20 protein-coding genes are annotated in these 20,420 nt (G+C 69.3%); 7 read left to right on the forward strand and 13 right to left on the reverse strand.

What is annotated here, in order from left to right:
* Positions 1-193: 193 nt before the first annotated feature.
* From LY40_RS07040 to LY40_RS07050, 3 genes are read right to left on the reverse strand one after another with little or no spacing between them, the layout of a single operon-like run.
* The gene (locus LY40_RS07040; protein WP_258936309.1) at positions 194-1,699 is read right to left on the reverse strand and encodes a dihydrolipoamide acetyltransferase family protein; all 1,506 of its coding nucleotides are present in this window, start codon (positions 1,697-1,699) and stop codon (positions 194-196) included.
* Between the two features lie 9 nt (positions 1,700-1,708).
* Positions 1,709-2,737: an alpha-ketoacid dehydrogenase subunit beta gene (locus LY40_RS07045; protein WP_183781296.1), complete on the reverse strand. Its 1,029-nt coding sequence runs from the start codon at positions 2,735-2,737 to the stop codon at positions 1,709-1,711.
* The gene (locus tag LY40_RS07050) at positions 2,737-3,951 is read right to left on the reverse strand and encodes a thiamine pyrophosphate-dependent dehydrogenase E1 component subunit alpha (protein WP_183781293.1); all 1,215 of its coding nucleotides are present in this window, start codon (positions 3,949-3,951) and stop codon (positions 2,737-2,739) included. The genes LY40_RS07045 and LY40_RS07050 overlap by 1 nt, the downstream gene beginning before the upstream one ends.
* Positions 3,952-4,320: 369 nt before the next feature.
* Between LY40_RS07050 and LY40_RS07055 the strand changes: the two genes are divergently transcribed.
* Both LY40_RS07055 and LY40_RS07060 read left to right on the forward strand, forming a co-directional pair.
* A complete protein-coding gene (locus LY40_RS07055; RefSeq protein WP_258936310.1) occupies positions 4,321-5,736 on the forward strand; it encodes a M20/M25/M40 family metallo-hydrolase in 1,416 nt (471 codons plus the stop codon).
* A gap of 75 nt (positions 5,737-5,811) precedes the next feature.
* A complete protein-coding gene (locus LY40_RS07060) occupies positions 5,812-7,242 on the forward strand; it encodes a M20/M25/M40 family metallo-hydrolase (RefSeq protein ID WP_258936311.1) in 1,431 nt (476 codons plus the stop codon).
* Between the two features lie 278 nt (positions 7,243-7,520).
* Here the strand turns inward: LY40_RS07060 and LY40_RS07065 are convergent, their stop codons facing one another.
* Entirely contained in the window at positions 7,521-8,045 is a 525-nt protein-coding gene (locus tag LY40_RS07065) for an FxsA family protein (RefSeq protein ID WP_183781284.1), read from the reverse strand.
* Between the two features lie 138 nt (positions 8,046-8,183).
* On the opposite strand from LY40_RS07065, the gene LY40_RS07070 reads away from it, so the two are divergent.
* A complete protein-coding gene (locus tag LY40_RS07070) occupies positions 8,184-8,636 on the forward strand; it encodes a VOC family protein (RefSeq protein ID WP_221212676.1) in 453 nt (150 codons plus the stop codon).
* Positions 8,637-8,654: 18 nt separating this feature from the next.
* Here the strand turns inward: LY40_RS07070 and LY40_RS07075 are convergent, their stop codons facing one another.
* On the reverse strand, positions 8,655-9,209 hold the full coding sequence (locus LY40_RS07075) for an SCP2 sterol-binding domain-containing protein (RefSeq protein WP_258936312.1): 555 nt from the start codon (positions 9,207-9,209) through the stop codon (positions 8,655-8,657).
* 117 nt (positions 9,210-9,326) lie between these two features.
* Between LY40_RS07075 and LY40_RS07080 the strand changes: the two genes are divergently transcribed.
* Positions 9,327-9,809 (forward strand): hypothetical protein, encoded by a 483-nt coding sequence (locus tag LY40_RS07080; RefSeq protein WP_258936313.1) that lies wholly within the window; start codon positions 9,327-9,329, stop codon positions 9,807-9,809.
* A 51-nt stretch (positions 9,810-9,860) separates the two neighbouring features.
* Here LY40_RS07080 and LY40_RS07085 read toward each other — a convergent pair whose 3' ends face one another.
* From LY40_RS07085 to LY40_RS07100, 4 genes are all read right to left on the reverse strand, one after another.
* Positions 9,861-10,376 carry a DUF3558 family protein gene (locus LY40_RS07085; protein WP_307876668.1) on the reverse strand — a complete coding sequence of 172 codons (516 nt, stop codon included), beginning with the start codon at positions 10,374-10,376 and terminating at the stop codon, positions 9,861-9,863.
* A gap of 257 nt (positions 10,377-10,633) precedes the next feature.
* Complete coding sequence (locus LY40_RS07090) at positions 10,634-11,206, reverse strand: DUF3558 family protein (protein ID WP_258936314.1); 573 nt, start codon at positions 11,204-11,206, stop codon at positions 10,634-10,636.
* A gap of 12 nt (positions 11,207-11,218) precedes the next feature.
* Positions 11,219-11,659, reverse strand: coding sequence for a hypothetical protein (locus LY40_RS07095; protein WP_258936315.1), 441 nt, complete (start codon positions 11,657-11,659; stop codon positions 11,219-11,221).
* A gap of 44 nt (positions 11,660-11,703) precedes the next feature.
* Positions 11,704-13,221 carry a hypothetical protein gene (locus LY40_RS07100; protein WP_228725989.1) on the reverse strand — a complete coding sequence of 506 codons (1,518 nt, stop codon included), beginning with the start codon at positions 13,219-13,221 and terminating at the stop codon, positions 11,704-11,706.
* Between the two features lie 382 nt (positions 13,222-13,603).
* On the opposite strand from LY40_RS07100, the gene LY40_RS07105 reads away from it, so the two are divergent.
* Positions 13,604-14,254, forward strand: a complete 651-nt coding sequence (locus tag LY40_RS07105; RefSeq protein WP_183781272.1) for a TetR/AcrR family transcriptional regulator — start codon at positions 13,604-13,606, stop codon at positions 14,252-14,254.
* Positions 14,255-14,267: 13 nt separating this feature from the next.
* On the opposite strand, the gene LY40_RS07110 is transcribed toward LY40_RS07105, so the two are convergent.
* The gene (locus tag LY40_RS07110) at positions 14,268-14,942 is read right to left on the reverse strand and encodes a TetR/AcrR family transcriptional regulator (RefSeq protein WP_258936316.1); all 675 of its coding nucleotides are present in this window, start codon (positions 14,940-14,942) and stop codon (positions 14,268-14,270) included.
* 151 nt (positions 14,943-15,093) lie between these two features.
* Here LY40_RS07110 and LY40_RS07115 point away from each other — a divergent pair, with 151 nt between their 5' ends.
* The gene (locus LY40_RS07115; RefSeq protein ID WP_258936317.1) at positions 15,094-15,957 is read left to right on the forward strand and encodes an NmrA family NAD(P)-binding protein; all 864 of its coding nucleotides are present in this window, start codon (positions 15,094-15,096) and stop codon (positions 15,955-15,957) included.
* 125 nt (positions 15,958-16,082) lie between these two features.
* On the opposite strand, the gene LY40_RS07120 is transcribed toward LY40_RS07115, so the two are convergent.
* On the reverse strand, positions 16,083-16,721 hold the full coding sequence (locus LY40_RS07120; protein ID WP_258936318.1) for an isochorismatase family protein: 639 nt from the start codon (positions 16,719-16,721) through the stop codon (positions 16,083-16,085).
* Positions 16,722-16,870: 149 nt separating this feature from the next.
* On the opposite strand from LY40_RS07120, the gene LY40_RS07125 reads away from it, so the two are divergent.
* Positions 16,871-17,821: a GlxA family transcriptional regulator gene (locus LY40_RS07125; protein ID WP_258936319.1), complete on the forward strand. Its 951-nt coding sequence runs from the start codon at positions 16,871-16,873 to the stop codon at positions 17,819-17,821.
* Between the two features lie 229 nt (positions 17,822-18,050).
* Here LY40_RS07125 and LY40_RS07130 read toward each other — a convergent pair whose 3' ends face one another.
* Together LY40_RS07130 and LY40_RS07135 are read right to left on the reverse strand one after the other, a co-directional pair.
* Positions 18,051-18,896 carry a MaoC family dehydratase gene (locus tag LY40_RS07130; RefSeq protein WP_183781256.1) on the reverse strand — a complete coding sequence of 282 codons (846 nt, stop codon included), beginning with the start codon at positions 18,894-18,896 and terminating at the stop codon, positions 18,051-18,053.
* Between the two features lies 1 nt (position 18,897).
* A complete protein-coding gene (locus tag LY40_RS07135) occupies positions 18,898-20,244 on the reverse strand; it encodes a 3-oxoacyl-ACP reductase (RefSeq protein WP_258936320.1) in 1,347 nt (448 codons plus the stop codon).
* Positions 20,245-20,420 lie beyond the last annotated feature (176 nt).

Below are 20,420 nucleotides of genomic sequence, written 5' to 3' on the forward strand. Positions count from 1 at the left end.
TGGTGGTCGGGCGGGAGCGGAACACGCGGGTCTGAGTGCAGGACACGGCGTGCTGAGTGCAGGACACGCGCCCGGCGCATCCCCGGGCCCGGCCACCACCCCTCGCTGGCACGTGGCTGTGTTCGATGCCCCCAAGGTGCCCTTGGCGGCACCTTGGGGGCATCTTGGGCTTCGCCTCCTGGAGGGTTCGGCGTTAGAAGGTGATCGCCATCGCCGGGTCGGACATCAGTGCTCCGACGTCGGCGAGGAACTGCGAACCCTGCTGGCCGTCGATGACGCGGTGGTCGAAGCTCAGCGACAACTGCATCACCTTGCGCACGGCCAGTTCACCGTCGACGACCCACGGCATGTCGCGGATCGCCCCGACGGCCAGGATCGCCGACTCACCGGGGTTGATGATCGGCGTTCCCGTGTCGACGCCGAACACGCCGACGTTGGTGATCGTGAACGTCCCGTTCAGCATGTCCGCGGGTTGCGTCTTGCCGTCACGGGCCGTTGCCGTCAGCTCCTCGATGGCACCGGCCAGCTCGGGCAGTGACATGCCGTCGGCGTCGCGGACCTTCGGCACCACGAGTCCGCGCGGCGTCGCCGCGGCGATCCCCAGGTGCACGTAGTCCTTGAACACGATCTCGCCTGCGTCGCCGTCCCACAGCGAGTTGACCTCCGGCGTGCGCTTGGCCGCCAGGCACACGGCCTTGGCGGCGAACGCCAACGGAGTCAGCTTCACGCCCGCGAACTCCGGGTGGGACTTGAGCTTCTGCCGCAGCTCCATCATCGGCGTCACGTCGACCGTGAGGAACTCCGTGACGTGCGGTGCGGTGAACGCGCTGTGCACCATCGCCTCGGCCGTCGCCTTGCGCACGCCCTTGATCGGCACCCGGTGCTCACGCGCACCCGCATCGGCGGATGTCGCGGCCTGCGCGGGGGCCTGCTCCGCCGGGGCCGCACCGGCGTGCTGCACGTCCTCCCTGGTGATCACCCCGCCGTCGCCGGAACCGGTCAACGATCGGAGGTCCACGCCGAGGTCCTTGGCGAGCTTGCGCACCGGCGGCTTCGCCAACGGCACGTACCCGCCGCGTGCGTCCGACCCCACCGCCTCCGACGCCGGGGCGGCCGACGTGGCCGGAGCCTGCGCGGCCGCCGGAACCCCGGACTGCGGAGCCCCGGATTGCGGAGCCGACTGGGCCGGCGCCTGCGTCGCCGGTGCAGAGCCGTTCGCACCGCCGCCGTTCGCACCCGTGCCGTTCGCCCCGGCACCGCCGGAACCCGAACCGGCCGCGGGCTTCCGAGGCCGCCGTTTCGTGCTGGTCGTCTTCGAGCCGTAGCCGACGAGCGGCTTCATCTCGTCGCCGTCGCCCGCATCGGAACCGTCGCCCGAAGCCGCACCGCCCGCGGACGCACCGTTGGCCGCCGGCTGCGCGGCGGCGTCGTCCGAGGCCGGAGCGGTGCCGTGCGGATCGACGTCGACCGTCAGGATCGGCGCGCCGACCTCGACCGTCTGCCCGGGTTCGACGAGCAGCTCGGTCACGACGCCCGCCCACGGGATGGGCAGCTCGACAGCCGCCTTCGCGGTCTCGACCTCCACGACGATCTGGTTGACCGTCACCTCGTCGCCCGGCTGCACCTTCCATCCGAGGATCTCGGCCTCGGTCAGCCCCTCCGCGGTGTCGGCGAGGGGAAACTGCTTGTACTCAGGCATGGATCCTCCTCACCAGTCCAGTGCGTTGTCGACGGCGTGGAGCACCCGGTCCAGATCGGGCAGGAAATGCTCCTCCAACTTGGCCGGCGGGTACGGCGTGTCGAATCCGGTCACCCGCTGCACCGGCGCTTCGAGCGAGTAGAAGCACTCCTGTTGCACACGGGCGGCCACCTCGGAGGCAAGGGAAACCTCGGACGATGCCTCGCTGACGACGACGAGCCTTCCGGTGCGGCGCACCGACTCGAACACCGGGCCGAGGTCGAGCGGCGACAGCGTGCGCAGATCGATCACCTCGAGACTGCGGCCTTCCTCCTGGGCGGCCGTGGCCGCGTCGAGCGCGACCGGCAGCGAAGGACCGTAGGCGGCGATCGTGGCCGAGTCACCGTGGCGGACGACCCGCGAGCTGTGCAGCGGATCGGGCGTGGCCGTCGTGTCGACGGGGGCCTTCAGCGCGCTCGAGTGGTACAGCTTCTTCGGCTCGAACAGCATCACCGGGTCGTCCGAGGTGATCGCCTGCTGCATCATCCAGTAGGCGTCGACCGGGTTCGAACACGACACGACCTTGAGCCCCGGGATGTGCGAGAACAGCGACTCGGGCGATTCCGAATGGTGCTCGACCGCGCCGATCCCGCCGCCGAACGGCACCCGGATCACGACGGGTGCCTTGAGCTTGCCCTGCGTGCGGTAGCGCAGCTTCGCCAGCTGGCTGGAGATCTGGTCGAATGCGGGGAAGATGAAGCCCTCGAACTGGATCTCGCACACCGGCCGGTAGCCGCGCACGGCCAGTCCGATGGCGGTGCCGACGATGCCCGACTCGGCCAGCGGCGTGTCAAGCACGCGGTGTTCGCCGAAGTCCTTCTGCAGCCCGTCGGTGACCCGGAAGACGCCGCCGAGCTTGCCGACGTCCTCGCCCATCACGAGAACCTTCGGATCGGCCTCCATCGCCGCGCGCAGGCCGTTGTTGAGCGCCTTACCGATGGTCATGGTCTGGGTGCTCGCCGACTGGGTGTCCACAGGGGACTGGACAGGTGCCGCCATCAGTGCTCACCTCCCGCGAAACCGGCGAGGTAGCTCAGGTACTCCTCGCGCTGGGCGTCCAGTGCGGCCGGGGTGTCGGCGTACACCTCGCTGAAGATCCGTTCCGGTGGCGGATCGGGCATGTTGAAACAGAAGTCGCGCAGCTGTGCGGCGAACTCGTCCGCCTCGGCGTCGACACCGTCGAAGAAGTCCTGCTCGGCACAGCCCGCCCGCGCGAGGTGGACGCGCACCCGCTCGATCGGGTCCTTCAGCTTCCACGCCTCGAGTTCGTCCGACAGCCGGTAACGCGTCGGGTCGTCGGTCGTGGTGTGGGCGTCCATGCGGTAGGTGAACGCCTCGATGAGCACCGGCCCGTTGCCGTGGCGGCACTCGTCGAGCGCCCACCGCGTCACGGCCAGACAGGCGAGCACGTCGTTGCCGTCGACCCGGATTCCGGGGAAGCCGTACCCGCGGGCGCGCTGGTACAGCGGCAGCCGCGACTGGCGTTCGGTCGGCTCGGAGATCGCCCACTGGTTGTTCTGGCAGAAGTAGACGACCGGGGCGTCGTAGACCGCGCCCCACACGAAGCCCTCGTGCACGTCACCCTGGCTGGTGGCGCCGTCACCGAAGTAGACGATCGTGGCCTCGTTGTCGACGTCGTCGGCGTTGCCGACCTTGCCGTCGAACTTCTGGCCCATGGCGTAACCGGCGGCGTTGAGCACCTGGTTGCCGATGACGATCGTGTACGGGTGGAAGCCGTATTCGGCCGGGTCCCAGCCCGAGTGGTCGGTGCAGCGGAAAATGCCCAGCAGGTCACGGAAGTCGATGCCGCGCGTGTACGCGACGCCGTGTTCGCGGTAGCTGGGGAACGCCATGTCGGCGGGCCGCAGCGCGCGGCCGGAGCCGACCTGCGCGGCCTCCTGCCCGAGCAGCGGAACCCAGATACCGAGCTGGCCCTGGCGCTGCATGGCGTTGGATTCCCGATCGGCCCTGCGCACCAGCACCATGTCGCGGTAGAGCCCACGCAGTGCCTCGGCATCGATATCGGCGAGATAGGGGTCGAACCGGCTGTCGGCCAGCCGCTCACCTTCCGGCGTCAGCAGCTGTGTCAGCTCGGCACCGCCTTCTGTCGTCGCTCGCAAACCCGCGATCACCTGCTCCGGGGATGGCTGTGCCGCTGTCGCGGCGGGGCCGGCGCCCGGGTCCGGTCGCGTCCACTGTTCTGGGGACGGCATGGTTTCTCCTCCAGGTCGTGCCGCTCGGCCGCTTGTGGCGACCGTGGCGACTCGCCGCCGGCACCGCCGGCACGTACCTGTGGTGTGGCCGCGCCGGTGTCCGTCGGCGGTGACGGTTCACGTCGTCATCCTGGCACGAACGGGGGAGGTTTGCGGAGGCCCCGTGGCCGAATCTTTGTCGGGAATGCGGCCGTGAACTGGGAAAATACTCGGACTACCAACGGTGAGGCCGCCGAAAGTCTGGCGTCCATTGCGCTCCTGGCCAGCACCGCACCCGTGACACCACGACGACCGGTGACCGCACCGTCGCGAGCCGTGCGAGACGTGAGCGACCCGCGTCACACCTTCGCGGCATGTTTGGATGACGGCATGGATACGGCGGTGATTCGGGAAACGGTCCGTGGCCGGTGGTCGGCCGATTCGGGTGCGGCACTGGAGGGCCTGTCGCGACTGGTGGAGATACCGGCCCTGTCGCCGTCGTTCGACGCGGAGTGGGAGACGACGCGGCAGCTGCACGCCGCCGTCGACCACGTGCGCAGCTACCTCGACGCCCTGGATGTGCCCGGCGCGAGCACCGACGTCGTCGAACTGCCCGGCCGCACCCCGGTGCTGCTGCTCGACGTCCCCGCCACCGGCGACGCCCGCACCGACGAGACCGTCGTCGTCTACGGCCACCTGGACAAGCAGCCCGCCGCGGGCGAGTGGTCGCCGGGTCTGGGGCCGTGGACGCCGGTGGTGAAGGACGGCCGGCTGTACGGCCGGGGCGCCGGCGACGACGGCTACGCCGCCTACGCCGCGGCGACCGCCCTGGAAGCGCTGCACGCGGGTGGCGGCGCGCACGCCCGCACGGTCGTCCTGCTGGAGACCTGCGAGGAGTCCGGTAGCCGCGACCTCGGTGCCTACCTGGAACACCTCCGGCCGCGACTGGGTGAGGTCGGCCTGGTCGTCTGCCTCGACACCTCCGGCGTCGACTACGAGCGGCTGTGGCTGGCCACGTCGCTGCGCGGGATGGTCTCGTTCGACCTGTCCGTCCGGGTGCTCACCTCGGGCGTGCACTCCGGGCACGGCAGCGGTCTGGTGCCCAGCAGTTTCCGCATCCTGCGAGAGTTGCTCGACCGGGTGGAGGACCCGCGCACCGGGCGGCTGCACCTGCCCGAACTCGTCACCGAGGTGCCGACGGATCGGCTCGCCGAGGTCCACGCCGCGGGCGATGCCCTGGCTCCGACGCTGCCGCTCGTCGACGGCATGCGCTACGCGCATGACGACGTCGCCGACCTGGTGCTGGCGAACACGTGGTCGACGACGATGTCGGTCACGGGCGCCGACGGGCTGCCGCCGTTGCCGGAGGCCGGCAACGTGCTGCGGCCTTACACGAGCGTGAAGCTGAGCTTCCGCCTGCCGCCCACGGTCGACGCCGACACCGCACTGGCCGCGCTGACCCGGGTGCTCACCACCGATCCGCCGTTCGGCGCCCAGGTCGAGATCACCCGCACCGACGCGGCCACCGGATGGAACGCGAACCCGCGCGCCGGCTGGCTGGAGTCGACCCTCGACGAGGTCGGCGACGAGGTGTTCGGCCTGCCGTGGCGTGCGCTCGGCCTCGGCGGCACGATCCCGTTCCTCGGCCTGTTCGGCCGCGCCTATCCGGACGCACAGTTCGTCGTCACCGGCCCGCGCGGCCCCGGCAACAACGCGCACGTGCCCGACGAATGGCTGCACCTGGAACAGACCGAACGCGTCACCGAGGCCGTCGCGCGGATCATCCACGCGCACGCGAGGTCGTGAGGCGCTCCCGGCGGCACCGACCCGGCACACCCGGCGTCATGTGCAGCGCCGGCCCGGCGGATTCGCAGTGGCAGGATGGGTGAGGTGGAACAGCGAACCGTAACCGACACCGTTCAGAAGACGTGGTCGGAAGAGATCCTGCCCAGCCTGTCCGGTCTCGTCGAGATCCCCGCACTGTCGCCGGGATTCGACCCCGAATGGGAAACCTCCGGCCACCTCGACGCCGCGATCGCGCACGTACGCGCATGGATGGAGTCCCGGCAGATCCCGGGAGCGACCATCGACGTCGTGCGACTCGAGGGCCGCAGCCCGGTGCTGTTGCTCGACGTCCCCGCCACTTCCGGCGCCGAGGACGCGGGCACCGTGCTGCTCTACGGCCACCTCGACAAGCAGCCGCCGGTCGGCGGCTGGTCCGAGGGGCTCGGGCCGTGGAAGCCGGTCGTCGACGGGCACAAGCTGTACGGCCGCGGTTCCGCCGACGACGGGTACGCGGGCTACGCCGCGACCGCCGCGCTCGAAGCGGTGCGCGCGGGCGGGGGCATGCACGCACGCTCCGTCGTCCTGCTGGAGACGGGTGAGGAGTCCGGCAGCCCCGATCTGCCCGCCTACCTTGAGCACCTGTCCGACCGGCTCGGCCGCGTCACGTTCGTCGTGTGTCTCGACTCCGGGGGCAACGACTACGAGCGGCTGTGGTTGACGACGTCGCTGCGCGGGCTCGCCCAGGTCGACGTGACGGTGCGCGTGCTCGACTCGTCGCAGCACTCCGGGCTGGCCAGCGGCGTGGTGCCGGACTCGTTCCGGGTGCTGCGCACGCTGCTCGACCGCATCGAGGACTCGGCCACCGGCGAGGTGCTGCTGCCCGAGTGCAACGTCTCGATCCCGCAGAACCGGATCGCCGAGGCGGGCGCGACCGCCGAGGTCACGCCGCCCGGTTCCGTCGCGGGCACGTTCCCGTTGCACGGATCGACACAGTCGGTCGCGGGCGACGACGTCGAGCTGCTGTTGAACAACGCGTGGCGGCCCACGCTGTCGATCATCGGGGCGTCCGGTTTCCCCGAACCCGCCGACGCGGGCAACGTGCTGCGGTCCGCCTCGACGCTCGCGCTGAGCTTCCGGCTGCCGCCGACGGCCGACTCCACCGCCGCGCTCGAAGCCATCAAGAAGGCGCTGACCACCGACGTGCCGTACGGCGCGACCGTCGAGCTGTCGGGTGTCGAGGCCGCCGACGGGTGGAACGCACCGGACGCGGCGCCGTGGCTGGCCTCGACGTTGGAGTCGGTGAGCAGCACGGTGTTCGACGCGCCGTGGCGTACCAGCGGGCTCGGCGGGTCGATCCCGTTCATGGGCCTGCTCGGGGAGAAGTACCCGGAGGCACAGTTCCTCGTCACGGGCGCCCTCGGGCCGGATTCGAACGCCCACGTGCCCGACGAGTGGCTGCACATTCCGCAGGCCACCCGCGTCACCGAGGCGGTCGCCCACTTCCTGGACGCCCACGCCCGCGGCTGACCCGCGTGTCCTGCACTCAGACCCGCGTGTCCTGCGTTCAGACCCGCGTGTTCTGCGTTCGCGGCCTCCGGCTCCCTCGTTGCCGGGTCCGGAGGCCGCGGCGGGTCCTGTGTTGCACGCGCCCCGTGTCGCAGGTTTCGGGGCCGGCCGCCGTCCTCATCGACGCGGTGACGCGACCGCATCCGTGGGCCGTTGTTACGGATCGGGGAGGGCACTCCCTGACGTGAAGACGCCCGCTGACCTGCGGCGTCGCCTACCACGCGCGTCGCAGGCCGGGGTCAGCCTTCGATGATGCGGGGTGGGCCGTCGTCGCGGTCGTCGCCGGAGCGGTCACGTTCGCGGGACGTGTCGCCCGTGTCCTCGCCGTCGGCCACGACCTCGCTGTCGACGACGATCACCTGGCTGCGCATGCCGGGGCCGAACGGCCCGCCGCCGTATGCGGCTCCACCGGCGGGCGCCCGCTTCTGCGCGCGGCGCAGCCAAGACCTGCGGACGACCTTCCGCGTCGGCGGGATCAGGAACAGCAGTCCGAGGACGTCGCTGACGAACCCGGGCAGCAGAATCAGCATGCCGCCGACGCCGACGAGCATGCCGTCGGTGATCTCCTCGTGCGGCGACTTCCCGGAGCGGGCAGTCGCGCTGAAGGCGCGCATCGCCTTGCCACCTTCGCGGCGCGCGAGCCACGAACCGACGAACGCGCCCGCGATGAGCAGTCCGATCGTCGGGAGGAAGCCGATGAACGACGCCACCGTCCACACGGCGGCTACCTCGGCGATCACGTACAGCAAGAGCAGAACGGCCATATCGGGTCAACGTACGCGACGCCCGTTTTGATCCTGCTCGTGATCACTGCGTGAAGCGTCCGCCCGACAAACCACCCACTCCGGGCAGGCCCGTATGCCGCTGCAGCAGCCAGGGAGGGGCGAGGCACAATCCCGGGCATGACCGAAGTACCCGAGCGGACCGTGCCGCAGCGGATGAGTGTCGTGACGTTGGCCGTCAGCAACGTCGAGGAACTGCGCGACTTCTACAAGGCGCTCGGCTGGGAGGAACTTCCGTCGAGCCACGGCGACTGGGTCGGCTTCCTGGCAGGCGGCGTGGTGCTGGCGCTGTATCCGCGGGCGGCGCTCTCGGCGGAGACCGGTGCCGGCATGTACGGCGGCGGGTTCACGCTCGCCGTGAACGTCGACAGCCCCGAGCAGGTCGACACGGCCTACGAGGCGGCCCTCGCGGTGGGTGCGGGCGCCGTGGCCGAGCCGCAGGAACGCCCGTGGGGCGGCAGGTCGGCCTACTTCGCCGACCCGGAGGACAACCGCTGGGAGATCGCCTACAACGAGACGGCCGTGTTCGGCGAGCATGGTGAGGTCGTCGGATTCGGCGCCGCGAGCGAGTGACCGACGGCCCGAGGGGCGTCAGTCCGCGCCGGGCAGGTCGAAGAAGCTGAGCATGCGGACGGCTGGCGTGTAGTCGCCCTTGACCCTGAGTTTGCCCCTGACGAACTGCGAAGCCGGGCGCGCGTTGCCGGTGGCCACGCGGAGGAAGTCCTCGAACGGCGCTGTGATCGTCGTGTCCGGCGTGAGTACGCAGTCGGCGGTCGACACGCAGCGGCCGTCCTCGATGACCGTCTGGTAGCGGTCGTAGTCGTCGCCGTTGGGGAAACGCCAGGTCACGACGATGTCGGCGTCTCCGGCGCGTTCGGCGTTGAAGTGGTCGGCCATGCGGCGGAACACTTCTTCGAGGAACAACGCGCGCAGCTGCGGATGCCGTGCCAGCCCGCGGAGCTGCTCCTTCGAGGCCGCGCCCACGACGTCGGCGAGCACCTCCGTGGACAGCGAGCTGAGCTCGATACCGGACCCGGTCGCGTCCAGCATGTGGAGCGTTTCGAGCACGCGGAGGAACTGCTCCGTGCTCAGCACTCCCACGTCGATGCTGCGCGCGAACTCGTCGAGCACACTTCCTGTCGGCACGGCGTCAGGTTACTCAGGGGTATACACGGCGGCAAACACACCTGTCGCACTTGTCGCGCCCGGCGAACTGCAGTCGAACCGCCCACGAGTGACCGCGTCGCCGGGACAATAGGCACCGTGCGAGGTGTGTTCTGGTCGAGCGTGCTGCTGTACGCGGCGGTGCTCGTCGTGTTGTGGTTCGTACTCCCAGCCGATGGTGTGGTCCTGCATTCCGGGCTGAGTGGTCCCGACCGGTGGGGAAGCAGGGGCGAGTTCATCACCGTGATGGCGGCAGTGGGTGCCGGACTCACGGTGTTGGTGGACGTGATCGCAAGCCGCCTGATCAGTCGGGTTGCGATCACGTCGCCGATGGTGAACCTGCCGCACAAGGCGTGGTGGTCCGCCACGCCCGAACGCAGCGCGAGGGCACAGCGGATGATGACGGCGGACTGCTACGTCCTCGGCGCGGGCACGATGGTCTTCATATCGTTGATGGCGGTGCTGACCCAGTTCGCCGATCCCTGGATCGCGCTGACGACAGCCGGCGTCGGTGTACTGGCGCTCCTCGGCTGGAGCGTGCAGCTGATGACGAGGCGCTATCGCCCGGACAGCACCGCGTAGCCACACCCGGGCCGCTGCGGGCAGCCGCCGAGTGGGCCGTGGATTCTCCGGCTAACCTTGCGGAACCCTGGGCCCCGCGAGTTCCGTCAATGTGTTCGCGAGCTCGCAGGCTTGCTCTGAATCCTCTGCACCGGTCACCATGATGTCTACGCGGGTTTTCTCGGTGACACCGATTGCGATATTGCAGTTTCCATGTCCCGCAGCCTGCGCGTAGTCGCGACCATCCTCGGTCGTAAACTGCACGCCCCTACCGATGTCGTTCATATCCTTCACGCCGCCTTTATCCCGGATAGCGACAGACGGCGTCGGCACCAACGCGGCGGTGTCTTGGGCTTGCGCAGGCCATGTACAGGTCGGCGCGCCACCTACAGTCGTATGCTCAGGCTGCTGAACCTTCGCATGCTCAGATATTTCCTCGACGGCCAAAACAGAACACGGGTCCAATTCTGACACCGAAGCAGCATCAGCGGATTCGGAGCTCTCCACTGTAGAGGAACTGCCGCCCTGCCGGCCTCGCCGAATTCTGACGGTGGGACACATGCCGGCTACTTCGAGGCCGTTTTCCATACTCGACACGGGCGGTTAACGTTGTGGACGTCGACTGGTAAACCATACGCAGCGACGCCATAGTCGGTCGGCTAGTCGGCAAAAAGAGCGGCGACGGAATCACTGCATCACCGCGCCGGATGAACTGACGCATTTCCCGTCACACGGGCATGGTCAGCGGCGACCCTGGTTTGTGCCATGACATCCGTGATGTTCTCGACCGCCTCGTACATACTCGGCGCGGAGTGTCTGGATCTCGGCCACAATGTCCGACGCCGCTAACCCTGCGGCACCTTCGGCTCGACTACCTCGGCCAAAGTATTCGCCATCTCGCACGCCTTATCCGGGTCCGCCCCAGTGACAAGGATGTCCACGCGAGCATTGTTCGTGACGCCGATTGCAATGCCGCAACCGTTGGGATCTGGCACTCGCGCGTACTGGCGCCCATCTTCTTCGGTGCGCTGTACGCCCATGCCCAAGTCGTTCATATCCTGCAGGCCCGCGTTTTCTCGGATCACAATGCCGAGAGTCCCACGCTCGCCAGATGTTTGACTCCGGTCGGGCTCCCAGGAACATGAATCGACCAGATCTTCTTCTTCTCGCTGAGCCTCCTCAACGGGACCGAACTGCCTTACGTCGGCCTGATTCAGGAGCGAGCAGGGGTCGAGATCCGACAGGGAAGTCCCTGGCCCAGTCTCGTCGTCCGCAGATGGACTTGTCACGACGGAAGACCGAGCTGGACTACTCCCTGCATCAGCCTCCGGGATGCCGCCCTCACTATTGGAACAAGCCGTAACGGCGACGGCAGCTATGGCGACGAGCGGCAGAAGCGTCGGGCGTGTAAGACGCACTGGCGGTAGCTCCTACTGTCGGAAGGTTTGCGTCTGCTGATTCTCGGCTTCGCGATAGTTCCGCATGGCGATCTTCAACGCCTCCTCAGACTGCTGAAGTACCGTCCGGAGCTTTTCGAGTGTCGGCAGAATACCCGCCGGGCCGTCACCACTTTGTCGCACATGGTGGGCAACCTGCTGTGCGTATGGGCCGGTACCGAGTCTCGGCTCGTCCGCGAGGCGTCGGCCTTCGAACATGATTCCGTCGAGGTCATCCAAGGCTTCGGTGATGGCCTCTTGCAGGTCTTTACCGGCGTTCTCCCCGACGCGGAAGCCGCCGCCCTTCGCCGAGTCGAGCAGTGCGCCGGATTGGGCCTTCGCGTCGCCGACTTGCTTGGCGAGGGCGCCGACGGCGCCGCCGATGCGCATAGCGCTACCGCCTGTGGGGGCGGGGATGTCACCGAATTCAGGCATCTTCTCGATTCCCTCGTCGATCCGTAAGCGTGTGCGGGCAGTGACTATTCGCCGATGACGGGTGGGGCGGTGCGGGCGTCGGTGCCGAAGAGGCTGTCGGGGTCGGCTTCGACGAGCCAGGAGGGGCGCTGGTGTTCCTCTTCATCGCCGCCCTGCTGGCCCTTGCCGGCGCCGGCGCCGCCCATCATTCCGCCGCCGCCTCGGGCACCCGAGCCGCCAGCGGCGGCAGCGGCGCCCGGTGCGGCACCGGCACCGCCGCTCATGCCCTTCGCGGCACCGGAGGCGGCTCCCGCACCGGCAGCACCGCCTGCGCCCGCTGCACCCGCTGCACCCTTGGCCGCTCCGGCCGCGGAACCACCACCGGTCGGGCCGAACCCGGCCGAGGCGGCGCGGCCGCCGAGCTTGCTGTTGTACGGCGTCGAACCACCGGCCTGGCCACCGCCCATCGGGCCGACCGGCGCCGGACCCATACCGGGAGCGCCCGGGCCGCCTGTCGTCGGCACTCGCGGCGTCATCGGGTTGTTGCCCTGCGGGCCCGTGCCCGGCAACTGGCCTGCACCGGTCGACGGGCCACGGCCCGCGATCGGAGTCGGGGCCACGTTGGGGTTTCCGCCGGAGGGGGAGTTGTAGCTGCCGCCGCCACCGGTCGGGCCGCCACCGGTGACCGGTGCGCCACCCGTCGGCCCACCGCTGTAACCGGACGCGCTGGTCGTGTCACCACCCGAAATGTCGACCACGTCGCCACCGCGGCCCAAACCTGCCTTGTCACCGGAACCCGCCGAGAACGTCGGCGGTTCGGAGAACGCCGGCTGCTTCGACGCCGCCTGGTAGAGGTTCTGGTCGTAGGTGTTCATGACCTGCACGGCCTGCTGGTGGGCCGCGTCGGACTTCTCCCGCGTCTCCATGGCCTTGTTGAACGCGCCGATCGGGTCCATCGGGTTGTCCTTGACGGCCGAGCCGAAGTCCTTCATCAGCCCGTTCGTCTCAACCGGCTCGGGCATCGTGTTCTTGGCCGTCTCAGCCGCGTTGGACTGGGAGTAGGTCGCTTCCGAGGCCAGCTGCGCGTTGGTGGCGTTCGAATCGGCCCACGTCGACATCTGGTTGAAGTATCCGAACGCGTTCTCGGCAGCGTCGCCTTCCCACTCGTGCCGCGCCTTGCCCACGCTCTCGTTCGTCCGCTGCGACAGCCGGTCGAGCACGCTCTTGATCTTGCTGAACGTCTCCGACATCTGGTTGACCTGGGCGGGGTCGAGGTTGGTGGTCACGAAGCCCTTGATCTCGGCATGCTGCCGGCCCTGGTAGTTCTCGTCCGAGCCGTTGAGACCGTCGAGCACCTCCGCGTTCTGGGAGAGCTCCTTGATCTGCTGCTCGTTCATGCCCGCTGCGCGTGCCTCGGCGACAAGCTGCCCCATGGGCATGCCGAACGGGGCGTTTCCGTACTGGGCCTGACCTTGGGCCTGGTACATCGCCTCACGCTGCTGGGGCGACAGGTTCGCACCATCGCTGCCGGTCCCGGTGCCCACCGGGCCGGTGTTGCCCTCGCCGTTACCGGGCTGCGACATAGCTACTTCCCCCACCTCGTCATCAGGTCGCCACGAGACACGTACGTTAGGTGACGGTACTGGGACGTTCGGACCGTGTCAGCGGTTCCCACGAAATCACACGACCTCCGTTGGCCACTCCCACGAGCGCGTCGGCGCAGCGTAGGAGCGTGGAGGTACAGCCCCGGACGCGCCGTTCGACACGGTCCGCGGACCCACGAGTGGCGAATCCCGCAGCTCGGCCACCACCCCGAAACACGATCCGCGCGAACGGGCAGTAAGCGCCTTCCGCGAGCGCCGCCGTGAGCAGATCGCCGGGACGCGGCCACCCGGAGCGGCGTAAAGTCATCCAGCGGTATGTCGCAGGGACACCGGCGACACGGCACATCGGCTGGGAGGACGCGTGACGGAGAGCGGGCAGCAGGCGGAGAAGTCGAAACGCCTGCCGAGGGCGGTGCGCGAGAAGCAGATTCTCGACGCCGCCGTCACGGTGTTCGCCCGCCACGGGTACCACCCGGCGTCGATGGACGAGGTGTCCGAGGTCGCAGGCGTGTCGAAGCCGATGATCTACAGCTACCTCGGCTCGAAGGAGGACCTGTTCCTCCACTGCATCCGCCGCGAGGCGAACCGGCTCATCGACGCCGTGCAGACGGGCATCGACGCCGACGTCGCCGCCGACATGCAGCTGTGGACGGGGCTGCGCGCCTTCTACGGGTTCGTCGCCGAGCACCGCGCGTCGTGGACGGTGCTGCACCAGCAGGCACTGGCCGTGGGCGGGAAGTTCGCCTCCGAGATCACCGCGCTGCGCTCCCACGCGATCGAGATGGTGACGAAGCTCGTCGTGTCGGAGGGCTCCCGCAAGGGCCTCGGCGAGCAGGCGGAGTTCTCCGGCGAGGGCATGGCGGCCGCGCTCGTGGGCGCGGCCGAGGCGCTGGCGGACTGGTGGCTGGACCACCCGGACCTGTCACCCGGGGTGCTCGCGTCGTGGCTGATGAACCTGACCTGGCTGGGCTTCAACGACCTCGTCGAAGGGCAGGTGTGGCGGCCCAGCTGACCGCCGCCTGCGGCTACTCGCGAGGCCGGCGGATTCCGTCGAGCAGGAACGTGGTGCGCCGGTCGTAGTCGGCCACGGGAGGCCGGGTGCCGTACTTGAGCGCGAGCGCACTGTCGTGGACGAGCGCCTCCAGGTCGTCGGTCCGGAACTCCGCCCTGAGCTCGCCCGAGGCGTGGCCCGCGGCGATGAGCTCCGCGTTGAACTCGCCCGCCACGTGGCAGATCGCCATGAGCTGCTGCGACTCCGGATACATCTGCAGCAGTACGTCGTTGACGGCGGGCTGGCGATACTGGAGCTCACGGATCGCGGCGAGGTAGTACGCGATCCGCTCGCCCGCGTTCGCGATGGTGCGCGCGTGGTCGACGATCGCGTACAGCTCGGCCGCGACGAGCTCTTCGATCACCGCCTCGATGAGTCCGATCCGACCGCCGAACCTGTTGAAGACCGTCGCCTTGCTCACGCCCGCCGCCTTCGCCACGTCTTCCAACGGCACGGCGAGCCCCCGGCCGCGGAACGCATCGATCGCGGCACGGCGAATCTGCTCCGTGTTGCGCTTGGCATCGGCACGCATCCGAGGCTTCCCGGACTGCGGTTTCCCGGACTCCGACCTGCCGGACTCGGATTCCACAAGCTCCGGTTCCACAGGCTCACGTTCCGCGGGCGTCGGTGCTGCGAGCTCGTCGGTCATGCCTCACCTTCCCCTCCGACCACCGGACCACAAGTTGACCGATGGGGTCAGTTTATCTATCGTCGATGTCGGACACAAACTAACCAGCCAGGTCAACTTACGCGGGGCGTGCCGATTCAGCCCGGCATGACTCCAGGGAAAGGTCACGAGAATGATCGTTGTCACGGGTGCCACCGGCACTCTGAACGGAGCCACCGTCGAGCACCTCCTCGAACGCGTACCGGCCGAGCGCATCGGCGTCAGTGCCCGCGACGTCAGCAAGGCACAGCACCTCGCCGAACGCGGCGTACGCGTGCGGCAGGGCTCCTACGACGATCCGGTCGCGCTACGTGATTCGTTCGAGGGCGCCGAGCAGGTACTGCTGGTGAGCTCCAACGACATGTCGGCCGACGTGCTCGGCCAGCACCGCACGGCGATCGAGGCCGCCGTCGCGGCCGGCGCCACGAGGACCCTCTACACGAGCCAGCAGAACCCCGTCGGAAGTCCGTACACCCCGGCGGCCGTGCACGCCGCCACCGAGGCCGCCCTTGCCGATTCCGCCCTCACCAATTCCGGAGTCGCGTGGACCGCGCTGCGCAACGGCTTCTTCGGCGACCTCGACCAGTTACTGGGCCCCTGGCGGCAGACCGGCGTGATCGCGCAACCGGCCGACGGCCCCATCCCGTGGACCGATCGCCGAGACCTCGCCGAGGCCGCAGCGGTCATCCTCGCCGGGGACCGTCCGTTCGACGGCCCCGTGACACTCGCCGCGCCGCCCGTCACCCTCGACGACTTCGCCAAGGCGCTGACCGAGGCCACCGGCCGCACGATTGAACGCATCGTCGTCGACGACCAGCAGTGGCTCGCCGACCGGATCGCAGAGGGCACACCGGAGTTCGTGGCCGACATGACGCTCAGCATGTTCCGGGCCGCCCGCGACGGTTACTACGCGGAGTCCGGCCCGCTACTGGGCGAGCTCCTCGGCCGGGAGCCCCGCAGTGCCGCCCAGCAGGTCGCCGGCCGGATCGCGGCCTGACGTACGTCGCCCTTCGCCGGGCAGCCGCATCGGACACGGAACCCGACGAAGGGGACCTGCGCTGCGGGGTCGCAGGCGTGGCGGCCAGGCCGACCGCCACGGCCGAGCCGGTGACGCGTGTCGGGTCAGACCGTGGTGGCCTGCATCGCGCCCTGGACGGCCGAGCTGCCGATGTCGCCCTTCGGCAGGGGTTGCTGCGCCTCGAGGGCCCCGGTCCAGTCATCCGTCGAAGCGACCGCGGCCCAGTTGGAGTTGAGCAACGTCATCAGGGTCGTGTGCACCGTCTTGGCATCCGCGGCACCGGCGTCGTTGGCGAGGTTGACCGCACCGGTCGCGTCCGAGAGCACCTCGGTGGCGAATCCCAGGTACTCGGCCTCGACCGCGGAGGCCAGCACACAGTTGTTCGTCATGTAGCCGACCAGGGTGACCGTGTCGACGCCCTGACTACGAAGCCAGTCGCCGAGGTCCGTTCCTGCGTAGATCGAACTGTTCTGCTTGACGAACTGCTTCCAGTCGTCGGTTCGGCGAGCGGCGACCTCCGGGTGCAGTTGGAAGTCGGGCTGGGTCGGGTTGAACAGGGGCGCGTCCTCGCCCATGGTGTGCTGCACCGCGACGACGGGGATCCCGCCTGCGTTGGCGGCGTCGATCGCACGGGTGATGCGGGACAGGGACTCCGCGTGCGGCGGGTACTGGATCTCCAACGGGCCGTCGAAATAGACCTGCTGGACGTCGATGACGACGAGCGCGCGTCGAGGTGTGGTCACGAAGTCCTCCTTGGACTGGCATGGGTCTCGGAGTGGTGTCGCCGCGCCACTGGTGACGCTTCGTAGTCGATCCTGCCGAGGTTCCTGCGTACCGGCGAGTGGCGTGAACGCCGATATACGATGAGTTCACGCCAACCGGAGGTGCTGGGATGCTAGTCGGGATCCACGCGTTCGACGGCGTCACGATGTTCCACCTCTCGGTCCCGCAGATGGTCTTCGACGAGGTGACCCGGCAAGGCTTGGCGCACTGGGAGACGTTCCTGTTCGGCGACACGCCGGGCACGATCCGCACCGCCGAGGGTTACCGCATCGGAGACGTCGCCGGGCTCGCGGACGCCCGGGAGGCCGACGTCGTCGTGATGCCGTCCTGGTTCCTGGACGGCCGCCCCGCCACCGCCGCCGTACGCGCGACGCTGACCAGCGCGCACGAGTCGGGCGCCACGATCGTCGGGCTCTGCCTCGGCGCGATCCCCGTCGTCGACGCCGGCCTGCTCGGCGAACGTCCTGCCGTCACGCACTGGCAGGGCTTCGATCTGCTGGCGCAGCGCCATCCCGGCCTCGACCTCGACGACTCCGTGCTGTACATCGACCACGGGGACGTCCTCACGTCGGCCGGCACCGCGTCCGGGCTGGACGCGTGCCTGCACCTGGTCCGGTCACGTCTCGGCGCGACCGCCGCCAACAAGGTCGCCCGCAGCCTGGTCATCGCACCGCACCGGGAGGGCGGACAGGCCCAGTACATCGAACGCCCCATGCCTCCACGGTCGGCCGGCGACGCGATCTCCCGTGCGATGGAGTGGGCCGAACAGCGGCTGGCGGAACCGTTGCCGGTCGAACGGCTGGCCGCCACCGCCCACATGAGCACGCGGACGTTCGTGCGGGCGTTCCGCTCGGCGACGGGTGCGACCCCTGCCGCCTGGGTTCGCGCACGCCGACTGGACGAAGCCCGCCGGCTACTGGAGACGAGCGACCTGCCGGTCGACCGGATCGCGGTGGACTGCGGCTTCGGCAGCGCTGTGACGATGCGTCAGAACTTCTCGGCCCGGTTCAAGATCTCGCCCTCGCAGTACCGCCGCCGTTTCCACGCCGCCGCGGATTGAAACAGCTACGGATTGAAACAGCTGCGGGCTGAACCGGCATCCGACGCCGACCTCGCGACCGGTGCGGCTCGTCGTGAACCGCACCGATCCCGGGAGATCGCCACGGGCGCCCGTCCCGACGTCGCAGCACCACGGCCCCGCGGTGCTACCGGACTACGGGCCGTGGTGCTGCGGTGCCGTGGGACTACGGGCTGTGGGACTCACGCATACGGAACTCGCGCCTACCGAACTACAGGTGCGTGATCGTGCCCGACAGGTGCGGCTTCGGCTTGCGCGCGTTCCACGCCTCGAAGGCGTGCCCGTCGTCGGTGCGCCACGCCGTGAACGCCACCTTCGCGGGCAGCAGCACCGGCAGCTTGAACCTGACGTCGACCGAGTAGGCGTCCGGCAGCCTGCCCTCGAATGCGGCGAGCGCGCGCGCCTTCGTCCACATGCCGTGGGCGATCGCCGAGGGGAAGCCGAACGCCTTCGCCGTCAGCGGGTGCAGGTGGATGGGGTTGCGGTCGCCGGACACCTCGGCGTAGCGGCGTCCGATGTCGCCGGGCACGCGCCAGATCGCGCCCGGCGTCGGGGCCGCGAGCTGCTGGCCACCTCCGCTCGAGCCGGAACCGCCACCTCGCCGCAAGTACGTGCTCACGTCCGACCACACGAGTTCGTCGCCGGCCAGCGCCTCGCTGATGACGTCGAACTGTTTGCCCTTCTCGTGCGGGCGCAGGTCGGCCACGCGCACGCGCAGCGTCACCGCCTCGTCGAGCCGGACCGGCCGGTACTGGGTGATGCGGTTGGCGACGTGCACCATCCCCAGCAGGGGGAACGGGAACGACGGCTCGGCCATGAGCGCCATCTGCATGCCGAACGCCTGGATGTGCGGGTAGGTGATCGGCAGCTCGTCGGCGAGCCGGAATCCGCACACCTGGTTGTAGGCGGCGAGCTCGTCGGGATCGGCGACCACGCCGGTGCGCACGAACTCCAGGTCCGGCAGCGTGTCACCGCCGTTCTTGCGCAGCCCGCCGAGCACGACCTTCGGGTACAGCGCCGCCACGTTCGGGGCGCTGTCGAGCTCCTTGACCGTCATGTCACGCCCCCAGGAACGCCTGGCCGCACACGCGCACGACGTTGCCGTTGACCGCGGCCGACGCCGGGTTCGCGTACCAGGCGATGGTCTCGGCGACGTCGACCGGCAGCCCGCCCTGCGACAGCGCCGACAGCCTGCGGCCGAACTCGCGGATCATGATCGGTACTGCGGCCGTCATCTGCGTCTCGATGAAGCCGGGCGCGACGGCGTTGATCGTGGCGCCGTAGTCGGCCAGCCGCGGCGCGGTGTCGTCGACCATGCCGATGACGCCGGCCTTGCTGGCGGCGTAGTTGGTCTGGCCGACGTTGCCAGCGATGCCGGCCATCGAGGAGACGCCGATGATGCGGCCGCCGGTGTTCAGCACCTTGTCGGCGATGAGCTTGTCGTTGACGGCGAGCTGCGAGACGAGGTTGACGCTCAGCACCGAGTCCCACGCCTTGTCGGTGAGGTTGCCGAGGGTCTTGTCGCGCGTGATGCCCGCGTTGTGGACGACGATGTCGACGCCGCCGTGGCGCTCGGTGAGGTGCGCCGCGAGCTTGGCCGGCGCCTCGGCGGAGGTGATGTCGAGCTGCAGCGCGGAGCCGCCGATCTTGTTGGCGACCTGCGAGAGGTCGGCGCCCTGCGCCGGGATGTCGAGCACCACGACGTGGGCGCCGTCGCGGGCGAGCGTCTCGGCGATCGCCGCGCCGATACCGCGGGATGCGCCCGTGACCAGGGCGGTCTTGCCCGCGAGGGGAGCGTCCCAGTTCTCCGGGGCGGCCGCGGTCGTCACGCCGCCGGTGCCGACGCGGATGACCTGTCCCGCGACGAACGCCGACTTGGCCGACAGCAGGAATCGGATCGTCGACTCGGTGGCCTCCTCCGCGCCCTCGGCCACGTAGACGAGCTGGGCGGTCGCACCGCGCTTGAGTTCCTTGCCGACCGAACGGGTGAAACCTTCGAGCGCGCGCTGGGCGATGCGTTCGCCACCGCCGGTCGACTCCGGCGGCGTGCCGAGCACGACGACACGTGCCGACGTGGCGACCTTGCGGATCACCGGCTGGTAGAAGGCGTACAGCTCACGCAGCTGCTCGGGGTCCTTGATGCCGGTGGCGTCGAAGACGAGCGCGCCGTACCGGGTGTCGTCGCCCGCCTGCTCGGTGAGCACGTCGATGCCAGCGGCGCCGATCTGCTTGGTGAGCGTCTTCTCGAGCCGTCCGCCCGCAGCGGCGCCGATCAGCGCCGGGCCCGCCAGCGGCGGCTCACCGGGGCGGTAGCGCCGCAGCTTCGGCGGGTTGGGCAGGCCGAGCTTCGGAACCAGGAACTTGCCCACCGCGCTCGTGGTGAACTCTTGGTACTTGTCCGCCATCGCTGCGTCACCGCCTTCGTCTGAGGTGCCTGTTGCCTCACACCCTAACCTACTCGCCAGTAAGTTACACTGGGAGTCGCAGGGCCGCGAGCGCAATCCGACACTGAACCAGTGCGCAGGCCGCCCAGCGCCCACAGCACCGGGGAAGCCCGAGTACCAGCCAGCAGGAGGAAGTC

The sequence above is a fragment of the Prauserella salsuginis genome (assembly GCF_024648885.1).
GTDB classification, from domain to species: domain Bacteria; phylum Actinomycetota; class Actinomycetes; order Mycobacteriales; family Pseudonocardiaceae; genus Prauserella; species Prauserella salsuginis.

Coding starts and splice junctions, on each gene's coding strand:
- LY40_RS07040 (WP_258936309.1), bottom strand. CDS start 1,699: ATGCCTGAGTACAAGCAGTTTCCCCTCGCCGACACCGCGGAGGGGCTG.
- LY40_RS07060 (WP_258936311.1), top strand. CDS start 5,812: ATGGGTGAGGTGGAACAGCGAACCGTAACCGACACCGTTCAGAAGACG.
- LY40_RS07070 (WP_221212676.1), top strand. CDS start 8,184: ATGACCGAAGTACCCGAGCGGACCGTGCCGCAGCGGATGAGTGTCGTG.
- LY40_RS07065 (WP_183781284.1), bottom strand. CDS start 8,045: ATGGCCGTTCTGCTCTTGCTGTACGTGATCGCCGAGGTAGCCGCCGTG.
- LY40_RS07085 (WP_307876668.1), bottom strand. CDS start 10,376: ATGGAAAACGGCCTCGAAGTAGCCGGCATGTGTCCCACCGTCAGAATT.
- LY40_RS07115 (WP_258936317.1), top strand. CDS start 15,094: ATGATCGTTGTCACGGGTGCCACCGGCACTCTGAACGGAGCCACCGTC.
- LY40_RS07045 (WP_183781296.1), bottom strand. CDS start 2,737: ATGGCGGCACCTGTCCAGTCCCCTGTGGACACCCAGTCGGCGAGCACC.
- LY40_RS07130 (WP_183781256.1), bottom strand. CDS start 18,896: ATGACGGTCAAGGAGCTCGACAGCGCCCCGAACGTGGCGGCGCTGTAC.
- LY40_RS07095 (WP_258936315.1), bottom strand. CDS start 11,659: ATGCCTGAATTCGGTGACATCCCCGCCCCCACAGGCGGTAGCGCTATG.
- LY40_RS07125 (WP_258936319.1), top strand. CDS start 16,871: ATGCTAGTCGGGATCCACGCGTTCGACGGCGTCACGATGTTCCACCTC.
- LY40_RS07135 (WP_258936320.1), bottom strand. CDS start 20,244: ATGGCGGACAAGTACCAAGAGTTCACCACGAGCGCGGTGGGCAAGTTC.
- LY40_RS07100 (WP_228725989.1), bottom strand. CDS start 13,221: ATGTCGCAGCCCGGTAACGGCGAGGGCAACACCGGCCCGGTGGGCACC.
- LY40_RS07050 (WP_183781293.1), bottom strand. CDS start 3,951: ATGCCGTCCCCAGAACAGTGGACGCGACCGGACCCGGGCGCCGGCCCC.
- LY40_RS07055 (WP_258936310.1), top strand. CDS start 4,321: ATGGATACGGCGGTGATTCGGGAAACGGTCCGTGGCCGGTGGTCGGCC.
- LY40_RS07110 (WP_258936316.1), bottom strand. CDS start 14,942: ATGACCGACGAGCTCGCAGCACCGACGCCCGCGGAACGTGAGCCTGTG.